Origin of the sequence: Paenibacillus ehimensis NBRC 15659, assembly GCF_004000785.1 — a bacterium.
GTDB lineage: Bacteria > Bacillota > Bacilli > Paenibacillales > NBRC-103111 > Paenibacillus_G > Paenibacillus_G ehimensis.
In genome coordinates, this window is the sequence record NZ_BILX01000001.1 from 59,222 (window position 1) to 80,907 (window position 21,686).

The 21,686-nt window shown below is 57.0% G+C and carries 20 protein-coding genes and 1 pseudogene; 13 read left to right on the forward strand and 8 right to left on the reverse strand.

All coding sequences use genetic code 11. From position 1 onward, the window contains the following. Positions 1 to 15 precede the first annotated feature (15 nt). Positions 16 to 1,122, forward strand: a complete 1,107-nt coding sequence (locus PEH01S_RS00270) for a DUF2264 domain-containing protein (protein ID WP_127483642.1) — start codon at positions 16 to 18, stop codon at positions 1,120 to 1,122. Between the two features lie 75 nt (positions 1,123 to 1,197). Here PEH01S_RS00270 and PEH01S_RS00275 read toward each other — a convergent pair whose 3' ends face one another. The 3 genes from PEH01S_RS00275 to corA all read right to left on the reverse strand — a co-directional run bounded on the left by PEH01S_RS00275 (position 1,198) and on the right by corA (position 4,474). Next, complete coding sequence (locus tag PEH01S_RS00275; RefSeq protein ID WP_164827590.1) at positions 1,198 to 2,328, reverse strand: acyltransferase family protein; 1,131 nt, start codon at positions 2,326 to 2,328, stop codon at positions 1,198 to 1,200. Positions 2,329 to 2,432: 104 nt separating this feature from the next. Continuing rightward, the gene (locus PEH01S_RS00280; RefSeq protein ID WP_127483542.1) at positions 2,433 to 3,311 is read right to left on the reverse strand and encodes a putative RNA methyltransferase; all 879 of its coding nucleotides are present in this window, start codon (positions 3,309 to 3,311) and stop codon (positions 2,433 to 2,435) included. 212 nt (positions 3,312 to 3,523) lie between these two features. Next, on the reverse strand, positions 3,524 to 4,474 hold the full coding sequence (gene corA / locus PEH01S_RS00285) for a magnesium/cobalt transporter CorA (protein ID WP_127483543.1): 951 nt from the start codon (positions 4,472 to 4,474) through the stop codon (positions 3,524 to 3,526). 314 nt (positions 4,475 to 4,788) lie between these two features. Between corA and PEH01S_RS00290 the strand changes: the two genes are divergently transcribed. Then, positions 4,789 to 6,894, forward strand: a complete 2,106-nt coding sequence (locus PEH01S_RS00290) for a methyl-accepting chemotaxis protein (RefSeq protein ID WP_127483544.1) — start codon at positions 4,789 to 4,791, stop codon at positions 6,892 to 6,894. 58 nt (positions 6,895 to 6,952) lie between these two features. Here PEH01S_RS00290 and PEH01S_RS00295 read toward each other — a convergent pair whose 3' ends face one another. Then, the gene (locus PEH01S_RS00295) at positions 6,953 to 7,288 is read right to left on the reverse strand and encodes a L,D-transpeptidase (protein ID WP_025850873.1); all 336 of its coding nucleotides are present in this window, start codon (positions 7,286 to 7,288) and stop codon (positions 6,953 to 6,955) included. A gap of 258 nt (positions 7,289 to 7,546) precedes the next feature. On the opposite strand from PEH01S_RS00295, the gene PEH01S_RS00300 reads away from it, so the two are divergent. The 7 genes from PEH01S_RS00300 (at position 7,547) to PEH01S_RS00330 (ending at position 15,505) form a co-directional block, all read left to right on the forward strand. Next, positions 7,547 to 8,635: a putative 2-aminoethylphosphonate ABC transporter substrate-binding protein gene (locus tag PEH01S_RS00300; RefSeq protein WP_407669403.1), complete on the forward strand. Its 1,089-nt coding sequence runs from the start codon at positions 7,547 to 7,549 to the stop codon at positions 8,633 to 8,635. 218 nt (positions 8,636 to 8,853) lie between these two features. Further along, a complete protein-coding gene (locus PEH01S_RS00305) occupies positions 8,854 to 9,882 on the forward strand; it encodes an ABC transporter ATP-binding protein (RefSeq protein WP_025850871.1) in 1,029 nt (342 codons plus the stop codon). Between the two features lie 22 nt (positions 9,883 to 9,904). Continuing rightward, on the forward strand, positions 9,905 to 11,617 hold the full coding sequence (locus PEH01S_RS00310) for a putative 2-aminoethylphosphonate ABC transporter permease subunit (RefSeq protein ID WP_174807084.1): 1,713 nt from the start codon (positions 9,905 to 9,907) through the stop codon (positions 11,615 to 11,617). Positions 11,618 to 11,636: 19 nt separating this feature from the next. Further along, positions 11,637 to 12,464, forward strand: a complete 828-nt coding sequence (gene phnX / locus PEH01S_RS00315) for a phosphonoacetaldehyde hydrolase (RefSeq protein WP_025850869.1) — start codon at positions 11,637 to 11,639, stop codon at positions 12,462 to 12,464. Between the two features lie 6 nt (positions 12,465 to 12,470). Then, the gene (gene phnW, locus PEH01S_RS00320) at positions 12,471 to 13,598 is read left to right on the forward strand and encodes a 2-aminoethylphosphonate--pyruvate transaminase (RefSeq protein WP_127483545.1); all 1,128 of its coding nucleotides are present in this window, start codon (positions 12,471 to 12,473) and stop codon (positions 13,596 to 13,598) included. Between the two features lie 84 nt (positions 13,599 to 13,682). Continuing rightward, positions 13,683 to 14,468 (forward strand): DeoR/GlpR family DNA-binding transcription regulator, encoded by a 786-nt coding sequence (locus PEH01S_RS00325; protein WP_025850867.1) that lies wholly within the window; start codon positions 13,683 to 13,685, stop codon positions 14,466 to 14,468. Between the two features lie 188 nt (positions 14,469 to 14,656). Next, a complete protein-coding gene (locus PEH01S_RS00330) occupies positions 14,657 to 15,505 on the forward strand; it encodes a hypothetical protein (RefSeq protein WP_127483546.1) in 849 nt (282 codons plus the stop codon). Between the two features lie 53 nt (positions 15,506 to 15,558). Here PEH01S_RS00330 and PEH01S_RS00335 read toward each other — a convergent pair whose 3' ends face one another. Then, positions 15,559 to 16,203 (reverse strand): TVP38/TMEM64 family protein, encoded by a 645-nt coding sequence (locus PEH01S_RS00335; protein WP_025850865.1) that lies wholly within the window; start codon positions 16,201 to 16,203, stop codon positions 15,559 to 15,561. Between the two features lie 326 nt (positions 16,204 to 16,529). After that, the gene (locus PEH01S_RS00340; RefSeq protein WP_127483547.1) at positions 16,530 to 17,480 is read right to left on the reverse strand and encodes a helix-turn-helix transcriptional regulator; all 951 of its coding nucleotides are present in this window, start codon (positions 17,478 to 17,480) and stop codon (positions 16,530 to 16,532) included. A gap of 211 nt (positions 17,481 to 17,691) precedes the next feature. Between PEH01S_RS00340 and modA the strand changes: the two genes are divergently transcribed. Both modA and modB read left to right on the forward strand, forming a co-directional pair. Beyond that, a complete protein-coding gene (gene modA / locus PEH01S_RS00345) occupies positions 17,692 to 18,537 on the forward strand; it encodes a molybdate ABC transporter substrate-binding protein (protein ID WP_127483548.1) in 846 nt (281 codons plus the stop codon). Between the two features lie 5 nt (positions 18,538 to 18,542). Beyond that, positions 18,543 to 19,208: a molybdate ABC transporter permease subunit gene (modB, locus tag PEH01S_RS00350; protein ID WP_127483549.1), complete on the forward strand. Its 666-nt coding sequence runs from the start codon at positions 18,543 to 18,545 to the stop codon at positions 19,206 to 19,208. A 42-nt stretch (positions 19,209 to 19,250) separates the two neighbouring features. Here the strand turns inward: modB and PEH01S_RS00355 are convergent, their stop codons facing one another. After that, positions 19,251 to 19,805 (reverse strand): DoxX family membrane protein, encoded by a 555-nt coding sequence (locus PEH01S_RS00355; RefSeq protein WP_025850860.1) that lies wholly within the window; start codon positions 19,803 to 19,805, stop codon positions 19,251 to 19,253. Positions 19,806 to 20,301: 496 nt separating this feature from the next. Here PEH01S_RS00355 and PEH01S_RS35250 point away from each other — a divergent pair. Further along, a pseudogene (locus PEH01S_RS35250) lies at positions 20,302 to 20,421 on the forward strand (SUMF1/EgtB/PvdO family nonheme iron enzyme); the annotation flags it as partial. Positions 20,422 to 20,593: 172 nt separating this feature from the next. Further along, positions 20,594 to 20,689, forward strand: a complete 96-nt coding sequence (locus PEH01S_RS00365; protein WP_025850858.1) for a hypothetical protein — start codon at positions 20,594 to 20,596, stop codon at positions 20,687 to 20,689. An 80-nt stretch (positions 20,690 to 20,769) separates the two neighbouring features. On the opposite strand, the gene sleB is transcribed toward PEH01S_RS00365, so the two are convergent. After that, positions 20,770 to 21,465 (reverse strand): spore cortex-lytic enzyme, encoded by a 696-nt coding sequence (gene sleB, locus PEH01S_RS00370; protein WP_407669400.1) that lies wholly within the window; start codon positions 21,463 to 21,465, stop codon positions 20,770 to 20,772. Positions 21,466 to 21,686 lie beyond the last annotated feature (221 nt).

Here is a 21,686-nt window from a genome sequence, read left to right on the forward strand (position 1 = left end):
TACTGGCTGCAAACGATGCAGCGCATCGCGAGGCCGGTGCTCGAAGCGCTGTCGCAGCGCAAGCTGAAAGAGCGGATGCCGGTGGAGGCGAAGCTGGACGATCGGGAGCTGTACACCTATCTGGAGGCGTACGGCCGGCTGCTCGCAGGCATCGCGCCGTGGCTGGAGCACGGCCCGGGGACGGGAGCGGAAGGGGAGCTGCGCGGCGAGTACGTCCGGCTGGCGCAGCTGGCGATGGATGCGGCGACCGATCCGCAGTCGCCGGACCGGATGAATTTCGCGGAGGGCTACCAGCCGATCGTGGATGCGGCCTTTCTGGCCCATGCGATTCTGCGGGCGCCGACGGCGTTGTGGAGCGGGCTGGACGACCGCGTCAAGGCGAACGTGAAGGAAGCGCTGCGCGCGACCCGTTCCCGGAAGCCGTGGTTCAACAACTGGCTGCTGTTCGCGGCCATGATCGAAGCGGCGCTCTGCGTCGTCGGCGACGATTCGTGGGACCCGATGCGGATCGATTACGCGCTGAAGCAGCATGAGCAGTGGTACCTCGGCGACGGCATGTACGGCGACGGACCGGAGTACCACGCCGACTATTACAACAGCTTCGTCATCCAGCCGATGCTGCTCGATCTTCTGGATGCGGTCGGCGACCGTTATCCCGAATGGGCGGGCCTCCGGGAGCGCGTCCAGCGGCGGGGGGTTCGTCACGCCGCCGTGCAGGAGCGGTCCATCTCGCCGGAAGGAACGTTTCCCGTCGTCGGGCGCTCGCTCGCTTACCGCTTCGGCGCGTTCCAGCTGCTGGCCCAGATGGCGCTGCGCGAGCAGCTGCCTGACGATGTCGTGCCGGCCCAGGTGCGCTGTGCGCTGACCGCGGTCATGCGCCGCATGATCGAAGCGCCGGGCACGTTCGATGCAGGCGGCTGGCTGACGATCGGCTTCTGCGGGCATCAGCCGGAAATCGGGGAGCCGTACATTTCCACCGGCAGCTTGTACTTGTGCGCCGCCGTGTTCCTGCCGCTCGGGCTGCCGGCGGACCGCCCGTTCTGGCAGGATGCAGCGGCGGACTGGACGTCCCGCAAAGCATGGTCGGGCGGGTATACCCCGGCAGACCACGCTTTGGAATAAGCCTTGCCGCAGCCTAAAAAGCCGTATTCCGTAAAGAGGGGCTTCCCCTCCTCCCAAGGAATACGGCTTTTGGCTTTACATTGTGCCCGGACAGGTTTCCTGGGCTTTGCGGCTCCGCGCTTGTACGGCTTTCTTGGTCAATGCGTTCAGCGGCTTTTCGACCCAGCGGTATACGGCGAGACACAGGAGCAGTCCCGACAGGAAGCACAGCGTGACCGTAAGCGCCGGCCCGATCCGCTCCACCGCATGCGCGGCCCGCGCCAGCTTGAAGGTGACCGACATCATCGGCAGACTGGCGAGCAGGATCGAATAAGAGGCGTTTCCGCACAGCGCGAGCGGCTTCAGCCAGCGGTACGCCGGGCCTTTCCACGTCGTTACCCCGACGAGCACCAATGCCGACCCGAACGTATGCAGCAGATCCGTGTAACGCAAACCGGCTTGCTCGTACCGCAGCACCCACAGCATCGCGTAGACGGCGCCGCCCCCTGCGATCCACCACAGGCTGCGGCCGAGCGGGCGCTTGCAGACGAGATAGGCCACGAGCATTCCGGCGAAAAACTCCAAGTGCGCCTCGTTAACCAAAAATTGCTCCAGCAGCCCATCCTTCACCCGAATCCACCCGACCGCGTTCAGGACGATGATCGTCAGCCACCCTGAGTAGACCGCGGCGACGGTTTTTTCCTTCAAGAGAAACACCAAGGAGAACATCAGATAAAACCACACGACGTACGTCAGCGACCAAGCGACGCCGAGAATCGGCGCTTGAGCTTGCGGCCACAGCAGCATCGATTCGAAGATGACCCTGGGATTGCGCTCATAGCCGAAACCGAACGACGGCACCAGAAAATAAACCGGGACGACAGCGGCCATGATGATCCAGTATAACGGATAAATGCGGTAGAACCGTTTCAGCAGAAACGTACCGAACAGCTCCGTCCTTCCGAATTGTTCGCGGTACAGCGTGAACATTAAATAACCGGTCAAAGCGAAAAAAAACGTATAGGCCCCCGAGCGTCCCATTTCGCTGATCCCGAGATAATTGTAGCCGAAATAATGCTGCCCCGTTTGCGAGGCGTGAAACAGCATGACCAGCAGAACGGCAACGCCGCGGGCTGCCTGGATATAAAAGAAATTGTGTCTGCGCTCCAATTCCGTCCAGCCTTTCTTGCACAGGATGCCTGCTTTTTTAAGCATTATGGCAGACAAACATGAAGAAATCGTGACATGAACCTGAAGGCAAGCTGAAAATGAACACCTCCGCATGCTTCCAATGCAGCGGAGGTGTCCTCTATATCTATGCCTGGGCTGGGCTACCGGACTTTTGCGCGCCCGACCAGTACGGTGAAATCCGCGGTAACCTCCCGGATCGCCAGCCGCAGCACACGCTGAATCTGCTCGTCCCGGGCTCCCCACGACAGCGGCGTCATCCGGACCAACGGTTCGAGCTGCTCCTCTTGCAAAGCGACGTCATATCGGATCTGCCGTTCGTCCAGCATGTCGAAATGGCGCAGGAAGAGGGCCCTTGTCTTGTCGTTGGAATAAGCTTGCTTGGGCGAGCGGTCGTACAAGGCGTGCCGCAGCTGCCGCAAATGCCCGCTGCCCGGAATAACCTTAATCAAGATGCCGTCCTTGCGCAGCAAGCGGCGGAATTCCCCATAGTTCGATGCGGATAACACGTTCAGAATGACATCGAACGACCGGTCCCGAAAAGGACTCCGCGCCAGATCGCCTACGCACCAGAGGAAGCCTGCATACTCTCTCGCGGCAATCGCGACGCCTTCCTTGGACAGATCGAGCCCGATGCCGAGAAAGCCGGCAGACGTTCCGCGCTTCCACACGTCCGCAAGCTGCGCCAGCGGAGAGCCCTCGCCGCATCCGGCATCCAGCACGGTGACCGGTTCTGTGCGGCCGTTAAGGATCAGCTTGCCGATCTGCCCGATCAGAGGATGAAAAAAGCCGCTCCGGCACACAAGATTCCGGGCTTCGAACATCGCTTTTCCGTAGTCGCTTTTGACGGATTTCGTCAATAACGAGATATAGCCCGGCTTCGCGGTATCAAAGCCATGCCGGTTCCGGCAAAGCAGCGTCCGGTTTTCGTTCATTTCCATAGCAAGCCCGCAGACGGGACATTGAAACAGAGAGCTGTGACGGCCGATCAATCGGGCGGCCGCATCGATTTTTTTCAACACCAAAAAACACCCCGTTCATTCGTTATCGTGAATGAAAAAGGCACAGCGCAAAGAAACCCTTCCCATAGCTCAAAAAAATGGGGGGCTGCCTGTTCTGTACCTTATATTAACGATAGCGAATAAACTGGATGATCATGGAAGCCTACTCTCCTTATATAACGAAACAGAGCCTTTCCATAAGCTCTGCTGTAAGTATAGCACGGATCGCCGGTTCAGTCGAACCAGCCCTTCCGCTTGAACCACCAGAACATCCCCGCCCCGATGCCGAACATGACGCCGAGCACGAAGAAGTACCCGCCATGCCATTTCAGCTCGGGCATATAATCGAAGTTCATCCCGTAAATGCCGGCGATAAATGTCAATGGCATGAAAATGGTCGTGATGACCGTGAGCGTCTTCATGATCGTGTTCATCCGGTTGGAGTTCATGGAGATGTAGCTGTCGCGCATGTCGGCGGTCATGTCCCGGTTCGATTCGATCATCTCCGCCAGCTTGAGCAGGTGGTCGTACACGTCCGTAAAATAAAACAGATGCTCCTTGACGCCCTCGATCCGCTCCGAGTTCACGACCCGGTACAGCAGATCGCGCATCGGCACGATCGTCCGCCGCAATTTCAGCAATCGTCCCCGAATTTCGAAAATATCGTCCATCATTTGCTGCACCGAACGCTTGCGGCTTCCGGCCTCAATTCCCAGCAGCTCGTCCTCCAGCTCATACACCGCCGGAAAATATTCGTCCACGAGCTTGTCCATCACCAGATAGGCCGCGTACAGATGTCCTTTCTCCTGGCAGGAAGGCTGCTCCTGCATGCGCTGCCACGCCTCGTCAAGCTCCGGCTGCTGGCCGAAGTGAAACGTCACCAGAAAGCGGCTGCCGAGAAACATATCCACCTCCTGCGCCGACAGCGTACGGGGATTCAGCGCGTGCAGCACGAAAAAATGGACGGTTTCGTAATGGTCCACCTTCGGCCGCTGCAGCAAATGATAGCAATCCTCGATCGCAAGCGGGTGGAAACGAAAATGGCTTTCCAGCAGCTTCGCTTCTTGCTCCGTCGGTTGATTGAAATCGACCCAATACCAGGCGATGTCGGGATCGTCCAGCCTCTCCAGCCCAATATCGGTAAGTAAATCTGAATCGTGAGTAACGGCGCATATCCGCAGCAAACCCGCTCACCTGACCTTATGTTCAATTATTCCGTCCTGTAAGCCAGTATACCCGATTTTGCGGGCATGGAAAATTGGGGCATCGAGGGGAAAGCGGTTAGAAAAATACGCATTGGTTAACTTGGATATTGTCGAAAATGGTCGAATTGTGTTTTAATGAAGTACATAAAAGCGATAATCGGGGGACATAAGGCGGTGAAAGACAACCCGGCCATGCCGGGACGGAGAGTCAAGATCGGGACAGTGTGACAACAATAGCCGGAAGGCTGCGTTAGTGGAAACTACATAAGACTCCGAAAGAGGTCGTCGACAACATGAATATCATCCGCCAATGGATTTCTGCCACACACATTAGGAAAAGCATTTCCACCAAGCTGGCTATAGCTATGCTTGCCGTCATTATCCTCTCCTCGTGTCTCACCGGCTATCTGATTTATTCTCATACCAGCCGTCTGCTGCAGAACGAAATCGAAACGAATCTGGCCACCAAGAGCGAAGCGATCGCCGATCAGGCAGGCGCCTTGTTCAAGGAAAAGGGAACGCTGGTCCGTCAAATGGCCACCAATCAGGAAATCGTCAACTATTTAAAAACCGTGCAGCTCCGCGATCATGCGCAAAGCGTCCCTCTCTATAAAAGCGTGGCCACGACCCTGAATGAAATTTCCGCAACGGACAAAACGATAGCGTTTACATGGATTGCCAGCGACAAAGGGGGCTTCTATGTCGGCAGCGGCGGCGCGTTGTCCAAGCCGGACTATGAAGTGAAGCAGCGGCCCTGGTACGCGGCAGCGTCCAAGGCGAAGGACATGGCCTATACCGATCCGTATCTCGATGCGCAGAGCGGCAAGCTGGTCGTCAGCATCCTGCACCCGGTAAGGGACGGAGGAGCATTGATCGGCTTTGTGGCCATCGATTTGTTTTTGGACACGCTTCCGCAGATTATGGAGTCGTACAAGCTCGGACAGAGCGGTTATACCTTCCTTCTCGATAATAACGGCACGATGATGTACCATCCGGACAAAGAATACGTCATGAAGCGGAAGCTTGGCGAGATGGCCGGCGATCTCGGGCAGCTCGCGGCGCAATTGGACAAGAATGAAGCAGGCTTGATGTTCGGGAAAGACGACAACGGGACGGCCGCGTATTTCGGCTATTCCACCGTACCGCTCACCGGCTGGAAGGTCGTCAGCGTCATGCCGGAAGCCGAAGCGCTGGCAGGCTTGCGGTCTTTTGTCTGGACAACGATCCTATATTTCGCGGGTTCGACGTTCGTGCTGATCTCGGCCGTTTATTTGCTGCTTCGTTACATGCTGCGCACCATCCCGAAAATGTCCGAAACGATCAAGCAAATCTCGCATGGCGATTTGACACCGACACTGGAAGTGGACAGCCAGGACGAGGTCGGGCAGGTGGCTGATAATCTCAACCGGATGCTGGATGCGTTCTCCGTGATGATCAACCGGTTCCACCTGGCTTCCGAACAAATGGCCGCCGCCTCGGAGCAGCTTACGGCTTCCTCCGTCGAATCGGTCCGGGCCTCCGATCACATCAGAGCGGCGGTGAAGGAAATGACCGACGGCGGCGAAAGTCAGCTGAACAGCGCCGTAGAAACCTCCCGGGCGATGGAGGAAATGGCGATCGGGGTCCAAAGGGTGGCCGAATCGTCCAGCATCGTGGCGGAAGTATCGGATGCGTCCATGCAGGAAATCAAGGAAGGGCACCGGGCGATTCAGGAGGCGGTCGGCCAAATGAAGTCGATCCGCGAATCGGTAGGCCAGACGGCGCACGATATGCAGCAGCTGTACGATTATTCGCAGAAGATTACCGACATTATCGGCATGATCGCCGATATTTCCAACCAGACGCAGCTGCTCTCGTTGAACGCTTCGATCGAAGCGGCGCGGGCGGGCGAGCACGGCAGGGGATTTGCCGTCGTCGCGGGCGAAGTGAAGAAGCTGGCCGAGCAGTCCGCGATGTCGGCGCAGGGCATTTCGCAATTGGTGAAAAACATTCAGCTTTCCGCCCAAAAAGCGACGCAAACGATGCAGAAAGGCGTTAAGGATGTGGAGCAGGGCTCGGAGGTGATCGATTCGGTCAGCACCGTATTTAAGAACATTACGGGGACTTTCCAGGCGATCGCCGTTCAGATTCAGGACGTGACCGCAACGGCCCAACAGATGGCTGCCGGAACCGAGCAAGTAGCGGCTTCCATGGCGGACGTCGTAACGAATCATCGAATGCATGTTCAGCATTCCGCCGGGATTTCGGCTTCGGCCCAAAGTCAATATGAGACGATGAAAGACATTTCCGCCTTGGCCGAATCGCTAAGCAAGATGGCGGAAGAGCTGATGCATTCGCTATCGCGATTTAAAACACGGCCGAGTGCCGTTTTGACAAGCGACGAGAATTCCGAATCGTAAAGAAGCGCAGGGAGCCGCAGGCAGGAACCGGGCGGGAAGCTCCTGCCGTGTACGGAAGCTAAGGACGGATCGTGACCCGCGTGCCGAGGCGGACAAGACGGGAAAGCGCCAGCACGTCCTCGTTGTACATGCGGATGCAGCCTTTGGAGACGGCGCGGCCGATGGACGCCGGGTTGTTCGTGCCGTGGATGCCGTAATGCGGGCGCGACAGGCCCATCCAGAATGCGCCGAACGGTCCGCCCGGATTCGGTACTTTGTTCACAATCTTGTATTCGCCAACGGGCGACTGCGTCAGCACTTTGCCGACCGCGACCGGATACGAACGGATCACCCGGTCGCCCTCCAGCAGATGAAGCATCCGTTGTGACAAATCGACGATAATGCGGTATGGCATAGGAAGCAGCTCCTTCGCATAAAATTCGCAAGTATGCTACTACCATATGCACAACAGCCTATCGGGGCGACGGACAGAAGAGCTTCATTTTCAATTAAAACAAAACGAAAACCAATAAAAAGAATAACAACACAATAGCTTAACGTGTATTTAATATGTATTTTACAAAACTCCTTTATAGTTAGGATAACGGGCTAAGCCCAAGGTGTCATATCCAATTAAAGGAGAGAGAATGACGTGAAAAAGTCTCTATCGCTTATGGTCATCCTTACGCTGGCGCTTTCCATGCTGCTGGCCGCTTGCGGAAAAACGGAGCCTGCGCCAAAAGGGCAGGCTGCGGAAGCGGGCAATACCGGAAGCGCGGGCGCCGATGCGGGCATCGATACGAAAAGCAAAGAGCTCACGGTGTATACCGCGCTGGAAGACGATCAGATCAAAAAGTATCTGGAGACGTATAAAGCGAAGCATCCGGATGTGAAGCTGAACATCGTTCGCGATTCGACGGGCGTCATTACGGCGAAGCTGATTGCGGAGAAGGATAACCCGCAGGCCGATGTCGTGTGGGGGCTTGCCGCAACGAGCCTGCTCGTCTTGGATCAGAACGGAATGCTTGAAGGCTATTCGCCGCAGGGCGTCGACCGGGTTTTGCCGGACTTCAAGGATAAGAACAGCCCGACGCGCTGGGTCGGCATCGACGCTTGGGAAACGGCGTTCATCGTGAACAAGAAAGAGATGGAGAAGCGCGGCCTCCCGGTTCCGCAAAGCTACGCCGATTTGGTTAAACCGGAGTACAAGGGCTTGATTACGATGCCGAATCCCGCCTCCTCCGGAACCGGCTTCCTGACCGTGTCGGGGCTCGTGCAGTTGGAAGGCAAGGACAAAGCGTGGGCGTACATGGATAAGCTGCACGACAACATCGCGATGTATGTGCATTCCGGCTCCAAACCGGCGAAGATGGCCGGAACGGGCGAGTACCCGATCGGGATCTCCTTCGGCTACCGCGGGATACAAGAGAAGAAAACCGGCGCACCGGTCGAGGTCGTGTTTCCGAAGGAAGGCTCCGGCTGGGATGTCGAGGCCAATGCGCTGCTTAAGAAGAAAACGGTCAAGCAGGCGGCCAAAGACTTCCTCGATTGGGCCATCAGCGACGATGCCATGAAGGAATACGGCAAAAACTATGCGATTCTGGCCGTGAAAAGCGACGGCAGCCAAATTCCGGAAGGCTATGATCAAGACCCGATCAAGCAGTTGATCAAGAACGACCTGAACGAGGCGGCCAAAAACCGCGAAAGCGTCTTGAACGAGTGGAGCAAGCGCTACGACAACAAGAGCGAAGCCAAGAAGTAGCATCTAGCCGAACAAATCCCAACCAAATGAAAGCGCAGAGCCCTGGGTTCTGCGCTTTTTTGTCCCAACCTCCAGTAAAAACAACGTAAACACAATTAAACAAAACAAATAACATAATCTTTACTTGTGTTTGATACTCCGTTAACAAAACCGGCCTATACTTGGTTTTAGAAGCAAGCAAGCCGATCCCTCGTCGGGACGGTCTGAAGGAGGCTTTTATGCAACCGTATTTATCGATCCGGCAGTTGTCCAAATCATTCGGTTCGTTCACGGCGTTGAAGCAGGTCAATCTCGATATGAACAAAAACGAATTCGTCTGCCTGCTCGGCCCGAGCGGCTGCGGCAAGACGACGCTGCTCCGCCTGATCGCCGGTCTCGAAAGCCCGACCGAAGGCCGGATTGCCGTAGACGGCAAAGATATTACCGCTCTGCCGCCGGCGAAACGGAATTTCGGCATGGTCTTCCAGTCGTACGCCTTGTTCCCGAACCTGACGGCTTACCAGAACGTCGCTTACGGGCTGCAGAACAAGAAGTGGTCCAAGAAGGACATCGATTTCAAGGTTCGCGAAGCATTCGCGCTGATCGATTTGGAGCATGTCATGCAGCGCTACCCGTCCCAGCTGTCGGGCGGCCAGCAGCAGCGCATCGCCTTGGCCCGGGCCATCGTGCTGTCGCCGGACATGCTGCTGCTGGACGAGCCGTTGTCGGCGTTGGATGCGAAGGTGCGCGTGAAGCTGCGGCAGGAAATCCGCGAGCTGCAGACGAAGCTCGGCATTACGACCATCATGGTGACGCACGATCAGGAAGAGGCGCTGACGATGGCCGACCGGATCGTCGTCATGAACAATGCGGAGGTCGTTCAGACCGGCACGCCGCAGGACGTGTACGACCGCCCGAACTGTCCGTTCGTGGCCGATTTTGTCGGGGCGGTCAACTTCCTGGAAGACGGGGTGTGGCCGGCGGGCAAGGGAGGCGAGCGGAGGTTCGCCGTCCGGCCGGAGCATATCGAGGTCAGAGCGGGCGATGCGGGCGAAGGCATCCCGGCCGTCGTCCGTAACGTCGAATTCCGCGGTCCGTTCTACCGGCTGAACCTCCAACTGCTGCATGCCGGCGCAGACGGACTGGTCACGGTGGACGTTCCCGCCCAAGCCTCCCGCGGGCTGCCGCTGGCTAAGGACGCCCGCGTCCTGCTGAACGTGCCTGCGGAGAAGCTGTTGTCGTTCCGGGCGGAAGCCTTGGCGAATTGAATCCATTGAAGGAGATGGCATCATGTGGACTGCACGAACCCGGGCGCTCAGCCCGAAAGCGGGGGGCGCGGAGCTGTGGCAGATGTCGCTTGTCGTCATCGTCGTCCTGCTGCTGCTCACATCCGTTTTGTTCCCTCTGGGCGTCTTGTTCGCCAAGGCGTTCCTGGACCGCGAAGGAGCTTTCGTCGGGCTGGCTAACTTTGTGCGTTACTTCTCCACCCCCGCGTTGTCCAAGTCGCTTGCGAATACGATCTATGTCTCGGTCGTTGCGACGGGCATCGCCGTCACGCTGGCATTTTTCTATGCGTACGGGGTGATCCGGACGGCGATCCGGGGCAAAGCGTTCTTCAAATACATCGCGCTTGTGCCGCTGTTCGCGCCTACGATGATGCACGGAATCGCGCTGACGTACTTGTTCGGCAACCAAGGTCTTGTCTCGAACGGGCTGTTCGGACTGCTGCCCGGGTTCAAAATCGAGCTGTACGGCCCGATCGGCATTATTATGGCGGAGGTCATCTACTTGTTTCCGCAGGCGTTTCTGATCTTGGCGGCGTCGCTCGCCGTAACCGACTACCGGCTGTACGAAGCGGCGGAGACGCTGGGCGCGGGCAGACTCAAGCGGCTGCTCACAGTAACGCTGCCGTCGGTCAAGTTCGGGCTTATCAGTGCGATTTTCGTCTGCTTCACCGCGTGCTTCACCGATTTCGGAGCGCCGCAGGCGGTCGGCGGGAAGTTCAACGTGCTCGCGACGGATATTTACAAACAGGTGATCGGGCAGCAAAACATGTCCATGGGCGCGGCGGTCGGCATTCTGCTGACGATCCCGGCGGTTGTGGCGTTCATAGTGGACCGGCTCGTGCAGCGCAAGCAAAATGCGCTGATCACGTCCAAATCGACGCCGTACCGGATTACGGACGGCCGCTTGCGGGACATGCTGTTCACGCTGTTCTGCGCGTTGGTGTCCGTCGGAATCCTCATTCCGCTGCTGACGATCGTCTATGCTTCCTTGGTGAACGTATGGCCTTATAATTTGACGCTGTCACTGAAGCATTTCGATTTCTCCGCGAAGGCGGCGGCCGGGTTCGAGCCGTACTGGAACAGCTTGGTTCTCTCGCTGCTGACGGCCATTCTGGGCACGCTGTTCGCCTTCGTCACGGCGTACTTGATCGAAAAAACGCGGAGGCTGCGAAGCGCCCGGCAGTTCGGCTATTTCTTGTCCATCCTGCCGCTGTCGCTGCCCGGCATGGTCGTCGGGCTGGGGTACATTTTCTTCTTCAACGAGCCGGACAACCCGCTTTATCCGCTGTACGGCACGATAGCTCTTCTGGTGCTGGCGAACGTCGTTCACTTTTTCTCGGTGCCCTTCATCACGGCAACGACGACGCTCAAGAAGCAGGACAAGGAGTTCGAGCTGGTGGCGGAGTCGATGCGGGTGCCGTTCTACCGGACGTTCCTGAAGGTGACGGTGCCGCTGTCGCTGCCGGCCATGATCGAGATGTCGATGTACTTCTTCGTCAACTCCATGGTCACGGTGTCGGCGCTCGTCTTCCTGACTTCGCCGGACTTCAAGCTGGCGGCGGTCTCTATCGTCAATATGGACGATGCGGGCGACACGGCGGCCGCCGCGGCCATGTCGGTGCTGATCCTGGGAACGAATATGGCCGTCCGGCTGCTCTACGAGCTGATTCTGCGGGGTGTGAAGCGGCGGACGGGAGCTTGGCAAACGCATAAATAGGTTGGAAAGGATGAGGATCATGACGATTCAAGGGGTTATTTTAGACTGGGCGGGAACCGCAGTCGATTACGGCTGCTTCGCGCCGGTGGCGGTATTCGTGGAAGTGTTCGCGAAGCGGGGAATTACGCTGACGGCCGAGGAAGCGCGCGGGCCGATGGGGATGCTGAAGCGCGATCATCTGCGCGAGCTGTGCCGATTGGATAGCGTGGCGGAGCAGTGGAAGGCAGCCTTCGGCCGGGCGCCGGAGGAAGCCGACGTCGATTCGCTGTACGCGGATTTCGAGCTGATGCTGTTTGGCATCCTGAAGCAGTATGCGACTCCGATTCCGGGAGCGGTCGAGCTGGTGGCGCGGCTGCGGTCGCAAGGGATCAAGGTTGGCTCGACCACGGGCTATACGACGGAGATGATGGAGATCGTCGCCGCCGAGGCGAAGAAGCAGGGCTATGCGCCGGACGGGCTGGTAACGCCGGACGAAATGCCTGCGGGCCGGCCGTATCCGTGGATGATCTACGAGAATGCGATCCGGCTTGGCATTTACCCGATGAAGCATATCGTTAAAGTCGGAGATACGATCAGCGATATCCGCGAAGGGCTGAACGCCGGAGTATGGACGGTCGGTATTCTCAAAGGCAGCAGCGAGCTCGGCATGGCGGAGGCGGAAGTAAGCGCATGCGACCCAGCCGTTCTAAAGCGGAAGCTTGAAGAGATCGAGCGGCGTTACCGGTCGGAGGGGGCGCACTATGTGATTGATTCCATCGGCGCGTTGGACCCGGTCATTGCAGACATCAACCGGCGCTTGGCGGCAGGGGAATCCCCATGCTCCACAGCGGCCGCAGCGAAAGGATGAGCTTTCATGACAGAAACGATGACAGTCCCGGCGATGCCGGATAATCCCTACCTGTTACTGACGCCGGGCCCATTGTCTACGACGAAGCGGGTGAAGGCGGCCATGCTGAAGGACTGGTGCACGTGGGACCGCGAGTACAACGACCTGGTACAGGACATTCGCGGCAGGCTGGTCCGGCTGGCGACGACGGAGGCGGACCGGTATACGGCCGTACTGATGCAGGGAAGCGGCACGTTCGTCGTAGAATCGGTGATCGGTTCGGCGATCCCGGCGGACGGCAAGCTGGCCGTCCTCATTAACGGAGCTTACGGCGAGCGGATCGCGCAAATGGCGGAGCGGCTGCGCATCCCGACCGTCCGGATCGCGCTCGGCGAGACCACGCCTGCGGACGCGGCTGCCTTGGAAACCGTCTTGGCCGCGCAGCCGGACATTACGCATGTGGCCGTCGTTCATACGGAGACGACGACCGGGATGCGCAATCCGCTGGAGGACATCGCCCGGACGGCGAAGAAGCACGGCAAAACGCTGATCGCCGATGCGATGAGCAGCTTCGGCGGCATCGCCATCGACGTGTCGGCGCTCGGAATCGATTTTTTGATCAGCAGCAGCAACAAGTGCATTCAAGGCGTTCCCGGCTTCGGCTTCGTCATCGCGAAAACGGAGGAGCTGGCCGCTTGCGCCGGACGCGCCCGCTCGATTTCACTGGACCTGTACGATCAATGGGACACAATGGAACGGCAGCAGGGCAAGTGGCGGTTCACCTCGCCGACCCATGTCGTGCACGCGTTCCACGAAGCGCTGCTGGAGCTGGAGGACGAGGGAGGCATCGCGAAGCGGCAGCAGCGGTACGAGAACAACCAGCGCCTGCTGGTGCGGGGGATGGAGGAGCTTGGATTTCAGGCGCTGCTTCCGGCTTCGTGCCAATCGCCGATCATCACTTCGTTTGTATACCCGGCGCATCCGCAGTTCGCGTTTGCGGAATTTTACGCACGGATGAAGCTTGAAGGCTTCGTGCTGTACCCGGGCAAAATCTCGTCCGCGGATACATTCCGCATCGGCAATATCGGGGACGTGCATGCGGACGATATCGGGCGGCTGCTGGAGGCGGTCGGTCGGAACCGGTTCTGGCTATAAAGCCGCGGACCGGAAAATCGTGTAAGCCGCGGCGCCCGGGTGCTATAATGCAAGTATCATAAGCAGGGCTGGAGGTTGCGCCGAATGTCTTTGGTGGGGGAAGAACGCAAGGATTTCATTTTGAACACGCTCAATCTGGAAGGAAAAGTAAAAACGTACGAGCTGGTCGAAAAGCTGAAGGTATCTTCGGAGACGGTCCGCCGGTATTTGGAGGAACTGGAGGCGGAGAACAAGCTGAAGCGGGTCTACGGCGGCGCGGTCAAAATCAATCTGGCGCGGGAAGAGCCGCCGCACCTGAAGCGGGAAGAGCTGTACGCCGAGGAGAAGAAGCGGATCGGCCGGGCGGCTGCGTCTCTGGTGGAGGACAACGACGTGATCTTCATCGACGACGGCACGACGACCCAGCAGATGATTCATTTTTTGCTCAATAAGAAAAATATTACGGTGCTGGCCTTTTCCGCTCCGGCGCTCTATCTGCTCATCGATTACAAGAATAAGGAGCTGTTCTCCGGCGACGTTTATTTTATCGGAGGCAAGGTCAACGCCGCGCAGGCGCGGGTGTCCGGCTCGATGGCCGAACGGATGGTCGAGCAGTTTTATGCGGACAAGGCGTTTATCTCGATCGACGGGATTATGGTGAACCGCGGAATTACCAGCTTCGACGCCGAGCGGGGGCAGCTCGCGCGCAAGCTGATCGAGCATTCCAAGCAATCGATCGTGATGACCGACCGCTCGAAGATCGGCGAGGGACAGTTTTACAAGCTGGCCGATCTCAAGGAAATCGACATCATTATCAGCGATGTCAGCATGCCGAAGGAATGGGGGGCCGACCTTCAAGCTTCGGGCGTGACTTGGATCCATGCCGTGTAACGGAGCAGGTGCTTGCCTTGCGTCGCCGTGCAGCCGCCGCTCCCCCAATGAAAATCGTCTCCCTGAGGGCTGAAAGCCAAGGGGGTTATCCGGAAGCCAATGCTTCCGGATTTCGTCATTTTGTCGGGCGAGCGGCATGAACGCCGTTTTTTGGCGATGAGCAGATTGAAGAGAATGGGATGATACAAATGGATCGGGATTTATTTGAGGCAATGCATTCAAGTGCGGACAAGTTTAAAAAGATCGCGGAAGAAAATAAGGAACCAACGCTTCTTGATCAATTTTTTGCAAATAAGTACGTTAAGGCAGGTCTTAAGACCATGCTTTTCATGATTGCAGCCGTCTTTTGCGTTTTGCTGGTTCTCTACTTGCTAATGGGCGGGATGGTCTTTTTAATGCTGGATGCCATTGTCAAGCAATTCTCGTCCGAGGAAAAGAGAGTGCAGGAAGAACTGGCCATTCATTTGAAAAACAAATATCAGGAAGAATTCAGGATTGAAAAGGTCGAGTATAACGGCACGCTTGACGAGTATCGTGCTGAAGTACATTCTGTTGCAAAACCCGATTATACGATCAGAGTGGATATTTCGGAGAAAAATAAGCAGTTCATGTTTAGAGACGACTATGTGCATGCTTTTTGGAACGCTGAACTGAAGGAGACGTTTTATCCGAAACTGCAAGAGCTGCTTCCGGAGGAAAAATACCGCATAAAAAAAGTATCGGACTCCCATTCCCTATACGGAGAGTTTCCGGACGAGAACGCCATTATTTTTGGAGCCAAGTATATTTCTTTTCAAGAAGCGATTGACCGGCAGCTTGTTTATCTGGATGTCCGATATGAAAGAATGGAAGAGGGGACGGCTGCTGGAGACGAATTGAAAAATGTGCACCAAGTGGTCGAACTGGCGAAAAGTTTTCATATGAACAGGATGTGGATTGAAATACGGTCTAAAAAAGATAGAAGGGAACTAAGCTGTCGAATCAACGACGCGAATAGCATCGCCAGCATGGCCGATCTGGAAAAGGTTTGCGAGTAAACGCCCCCCTCAAAGGGGGAGGGATTAATGCCTTTGGCGCGGTACGCCGGGCTTCATTCGCTTCCCCGCCCGTCTCTGTTCATACCTCGCTGCTCCTCTTTGGCCGCAGCCGCTTTTGTAAAATGCGCCTCGATTTTTTTGCTGAGAAACAGCGAACCCCCGATAAACAACACCACATAGAGCAGCTGGAGCGGCTCGCGGACGAATCGTTCCAGATCGTGCCCAATGTACGAGACGGAGAAAATCATAATCGCTTTGCCTGCGGCCACGGCGATCAGAAACGTATGCAGCCGCATGCGCGCGACGGCGGCCGCCATATTGACAAGCACGAACGGACCGACCGGAAACACGCTCAGCAGAAACACATAGCTGAACCCGTTATGGCGGACCCACCGCATGCTTTTTTCGACTTTGGGCTTGCGCTTCCAGCGCTCGAAGTACGGATGGTCCGCCGCTTTGCGAATGATGAGGAAGGTCGTCAGGCAGCCGGCGATCATCCCGATCCACGAATACAGAAAGCCGAACCATAAGCCGTATACCGCCGCGTTGACTCCGACGATAACCAGCGTAGGCAGCGGAGGTACGAACGACTTGGCGAACGTGAGCAGGATGCCGGGAAGCGGCCCCAGGGAGCGGTACTGCTCCAGCCAATGCTTGATGTTGTCCTCTGTCAAATGCTCGATGATTGAAAAATCCATGGCGATGCGATCACCCGAGTCCGGTTAGATTTTGTGCCAAGCGGCCGTCACGATGTATTCGGGCCAGGGCCTTTTCCTTGGAGCGTAAACGTTCTGGCCGCTGCGAGCGAGCCGTCCTTCCCCTATTGCCCTCTATCCTATACCTCGAACCATAGGTTTCGCAGTCGCTCGGCAATCGTTCTTGCTCATAAAGATCGTAACGCAGTCTCGGATCGAAGGGAAGACAGGCCACAATAATGACACAGATGGCGATCGTGATCCATCCCCATTTTTCCAAATGCCCCCGCCCCCAGTCCTGCCGGGCTGCACTTACCGGAACCGGTCCGTCACGTTTCCAGTAACACCTTGCCCGTCTCGGTCAAGTCGTATCCGCTGATGGAGCGCAGCTCGCCGAGAAAAGCGTCCGATTGCAGGATGCGCCGGACCGCTTCGATCCATTCGCGGTTTTCCGGCTTCTTCAGCATCACGAGATCGTAGCGCTCCCGGATCAGCGGGACGAAGTCGACGCCTCCGACGATGCTTGCCGCTTTCTCGATTCCGACTCCGACATCGGCCTCGCCTGTAGCGACTTTGCCGGCCACGCCCATATGGCTCGATTCCTCCGCCGCATAGCCCGCCACGCTTTCCGGTGCAATGCCGTGCAGCCGGAGCTGCTCGTCCAGCAGCACGCGGGCGCCGGAGCCTTTCTCCCGGTTGGCGATGCGCAGGCCGGGCTGTGCGAGATCGTCCCAGCTCCGCAGACCTTTCGGATTGCCCTGCGGCACGTAAAACCCGGCATTCCGGGTAAGCAGATGCACGACGATATACGGAAAGCCGACCAGCAGCTTGCGGATATACGGAATATTGTATTCCCCGGTATCGCCGTCCAGCAGATGCGTGCTCACAATATCGGATTCGCCGCGGTACATCGAGATCAGGCTGTCCAAGCTGCCGACGTACGAGCGCAGCGGGCGGATGCCGGGCGCTTGTTTCTCCAGATGCTTGGCCAGAATGTCGAGGCTGATGTCCTGCCCCGTGATGACGAGCGGACGGCTGCCCGGAGACAAACCGGCCTCCGGCCTTGAGGAACCGGACGGCCCTGGAGCGGCTGCGGGCGGCATGCGGCCTTCGCGGGCCCTTGCTTTATAGGCTTCCAGCTCCGCGGCGTCGATACGCATTTGCTTGCCGACGCGGTAGGCGGGAAGCTCGCCCTTTTTAATCAGGTCGTACACCGTCAGCTTGGATATTTTCAAAAGCTTCGCGATTTCTTCGGTTGTATAGGAAACGTCGTTGGTCATGACGCGGAAACCTCCTGCCCTGCATTCGTCTTCGTAGGCCATGCCCGCATTCCCGGCTTGGACACAAAGTCGTCACGTCTATCATACGATGGATGCGGCAGCGATTCAAACCGCTGTTTACAGGGTTCCTTTGTTTCGCTTATAATGAATTCCATGTTAATTATACCTAGTTATATCTAAACATAATTAAATAGATAGGAGAGAGGATATTGTGCGTAAAATCGCCGCTTCTTGTTTATTCCTGCTGCTTGCTTTATCTTTAGCCATCGGGCTTGCGGGCTGTGGCGAAGCCAAGCCGAATCCGGCGGATGCGCCGAAGGCCGGGCAAGACAACAAACAGGCCGTCCCTGCCGACAAGGTCGAGCTGACCGTCTCCGCCGCGGCGAGCTTGACCGACGCGCTCAAGGAAATCCAGACCGCTTATGAAAGCAAGAACGCGGGCATCAAGCTGAACTTCAACTTCGGGGCCTCCGGCGCGCTGCAGCAGCAGATCGAGCAGGGCGCTCCCGCCGACGTGTTCCTGTCCGCCGCCGCCAAAAATATGAAAGCGCTGGTGGACAAGCAGCTTGTCGATGCGGCGCAGCACAAAAACCTGCTCGTCAACGAGCTCGTCGTCGTCGTACCGGAAGGCGGCCGAGCGCAGATCGGCACGGTGGACGATTTGGCGAAGCCGGAAGTGAAGCACGTCGCCATCGGGGAGCCGGAATCCGTACCCGCAGGCGGTTACGCCAAGGAAGCGCTGACGAACGCGAAGCAGTGGGACGCTTTGCAGCCGAAGCTCGTCATGGCGAAAGACGTGCGGCAGGTGCTGACCTACGTCGAATCGGGCAACGCGGAAGCGGGCTTCGTCTACAAGACCGATGCGCTCACATCCAAGAAGGTGAAGATCGCCTTCAACGTCGATCCGAAAACCTACAAGCCGGTCGAATATCCGGCCGGTATCGTCAAGGCGACGAAGCACGCCAAGGAAGCCGAAGCCTTCTACACGTATCTGCAAAGCAAAGAGGCGGCTGACGTGTTCGCGAAGTACGGCTTCACCGTCCCTGCCGGGAAGTAGCCGGCATGCCTGGCATCGATTGGAACGCTTTTTTGTCGCCGGTCCTGCTGTCGGTCAAAGTATCGCTGGCGGCGAGCGCGCTGGTGTTCGTCTTGGGGATCGCTGCGGCATGGGGCTTGTCCCGCCGGACGTTTCCGGGCAAAACGCTGCTGGAGACCGCGCTGATGCTCCCGTTGGTGCTTCCTCCGACCGTGATCGGCTTCATCCTGCTGGTGCTTCTCGGCAAGAAGAGCTGGTTCGGCCGCTGGATCGAAGCCTGGTTCGCGGCTCCGCTCATCTTCACATGGTGGGCCGCCGTCATCGCTGCGGTCGTGGTCGCGTTCCCGCTCGTGTACCAAACGATGAAGGTCGGCTTCGCTTCGGTCGAACGCAGCCTGGAGGACGCCGCGCGTTCCGCGGGCGCAGACGAGTGGCAGGTGCTCCGCTACATTACGCTGCCGCTGGCCTGGCGCTCCCTCGCTACCGCTTATATCCTGGGCTTCGCCCGGGCGCTCGGCGAATTCGGGGCGACGCTGATGATCGCCGGGAACATCCCGGGCAAGACGCAGACCGTTCCGACCGCGATCTATATGGCGGTGGAATCCGGCCGCATGACGCTCGCGTGGTGGTGGAGCGGCTCGATCATTGTTATTTCGTTTATGATGATGCTGATTGTGAATAAAAGAAAGTAAGACCACGGAATCGATCCGTGGTCTTCTTGTTATTGGCTTGCGTTACACGCCCATCGGGGCACGGGTGCCGCCGGCGGTTTTGTTGGGATCGTGACCGTCCCCGCCTTTGTTCAGCTTACGGAACGCTTTGCGGAGGTAAGGCAGCACGTAGTAGTCGCCGCCGAATTTGCCGGCGTTGGCTCCTGCGGCCAAGACGATGAAGCCGAGGAGGACCATCCAAGGGTTCGTGCTTACGGTTCCGGCGAACAGGAACATGAAGTTCATCATTAATCCGAAGAACGCGGCCGCCGTCGTCAGTGTCCCGAGAATTAAGCCGAGGCCGACGAGGAATTCACCGAGCGGGATCATGAAGTTGATCAGCTTCACGTTAGGCAAAGCGAAGTTTTGCAGGAACGCCGTGAAGGTCGGGTAAATCAATTCGTTTGTGGCCTTGTCCATTGCCGGTTTGGCAATAGCGCCCTTCAGGAAGCCGGTGGCGTCGAATCCGCCGGTCAGTTTGTGAAATCCGGCCGTCAGCCATGTCCAGCCGACATATACGCGTAATACGAACAGTAATCCGGCAGCATACACGTTTTCTCTTAGCCATTTCATAAGCATCATAATCGCTCCCTTTGTTATCAAATTGTGTCTAAATTTTGACACATTCATTTTTTTCATTATTGCACATCGCTAAAGAGATGAAGAGGGATAAATTACCATCATTAAGGGATAATATCCATTTAAACTTACAGGATTAGACGGTCTCTCGAAGTCATTCGGCTTTTCATCAGAATTAGTGAAAATATTCACAAATTACTGTAAAGAAAAGTCGTTCGCTTGCCTTTTAATAAGATAAGAGCCTTTCTTAAAGGCAAGATCGGCTGCTATAGCAGTGTCGTCGGCCGGAGCGGGAACGAAGCACGGTGTTCATATCGCATGTTCCTTTCCTTTGATTGATGTCGGGATTTGCTTCCTCCCTACGCCTTTACTATAGCATGTCCAAGAGGAAAATGATGTGAAAAAAATCACACAGTCGAAAAGTGGATTATCCTGTCGCTTTGCCGTTGCATTGTCAATGGTCCGCGCGTCAATCCGAAGGGTCCGGACTGCGGCGATTCGCGGGGGCTCCTTCTTGTGCCACAACTCGTACTGCAACGGATACCGGGCCGCGGCACGCAACCAAAATACGGCGGACAGCTCCACCGGCAATATCGGCTTCCGCTGTGCGGCGGATGCGGAACGGCACAATCGCCGGAATATGGCTCAGCCCAGAAAGAATGGGTCCGTCGAAAGGAATGATCCCCCACACTCGTCCATACCGGTCATTCATCGTTCACATACATTGATACTATGAATGTCCGACATGGAGAGAATGGCGGATATTCAATTTTATTGAAGGAGTGATCATGGTGGGCTATTACGGCGGTTTCACATCCACGGGCGTCATCCTGGTTCTGTTCATTCTGCTCGTGATCATCAGCTGCAGCGTTTTGTTCATCTAAGCTTCGCGCGCGAAAGCAACGGCAACAAGCCGAGCCGGACACCTGTGAGGGCCCGGCTCTTTCCATTTGAAGCCGCGTTTTCACTTGCAAAAAATATGGCGGCCGATTTGTTTAATTTGCGGTCTGGACCAGATCCATTTCGAGGTGGCCGTGGCCGGATTGAAATAGTACAGCGCTTCGCCTGAAGGGTCCCAGCCGTTCACGGCGTCATGGACCGCTTTGTAGGCCGTGCTGTCCGGCGTCAGCCAGATCTGGCCGTCGTTCACGGCGGTGAATGCCCCGGGCTGAAAAATAACGCCCGATACGGTATTCGGAAACTGCGGACTGTAGAGCCGGTTCAAAATGACGGCGGCCACCGCCACTTGCCCGGTATAGGGCTCGCCCCGGGCTTCCCCGTAAACCGTGCGGGCCATCAGCGTAATATCTTCGCTGCTGAACGCGGAGCCCGAAGCCCGCCAATGCTTGGTCGCCTGCCAGAGCTTGTTCTGCGTCTGCGGCCCGGCAATCCCGTCAACGGTGACGCCGAATCGGTCCTGAAACCAAAATACCGCACCTTGTGTTTGCTTCCCGAAGATGCCGTCTATGCTTCCGTTGTAGTATCCGAGAAACTTCAGACGTCCCTGCAGCTCGTAAACGTCGTCGCCGCGGGAGCCAAGACGGAGCGTTTGTCCGCTGAACGAAAGTCCGGGTGAGGGAGCAGGAAGCAGCACGGGGGCCAAGACAAGAACGAGGCATAGAATTGCTTTCAGCCGCAATCCGTTCCACCTGCGATGCAAATGCAGCACCTCCCTGCATTAATTTGGAACGGATTTCAAGATTTATGCATCATTCGGCAGCCGGGGCCACGAGCATTTTTGGAGTAAAGAGGTTTACCTTTATTAAAGCTCCAGAGGCGCATTTATCTTGCTGCCCGCAAGAACGGCTTCCGTCAGAACACGGAAAGCGGCGACCCATTGACAACGAGAATGATAACCATTATCATTTGTAATATACATGT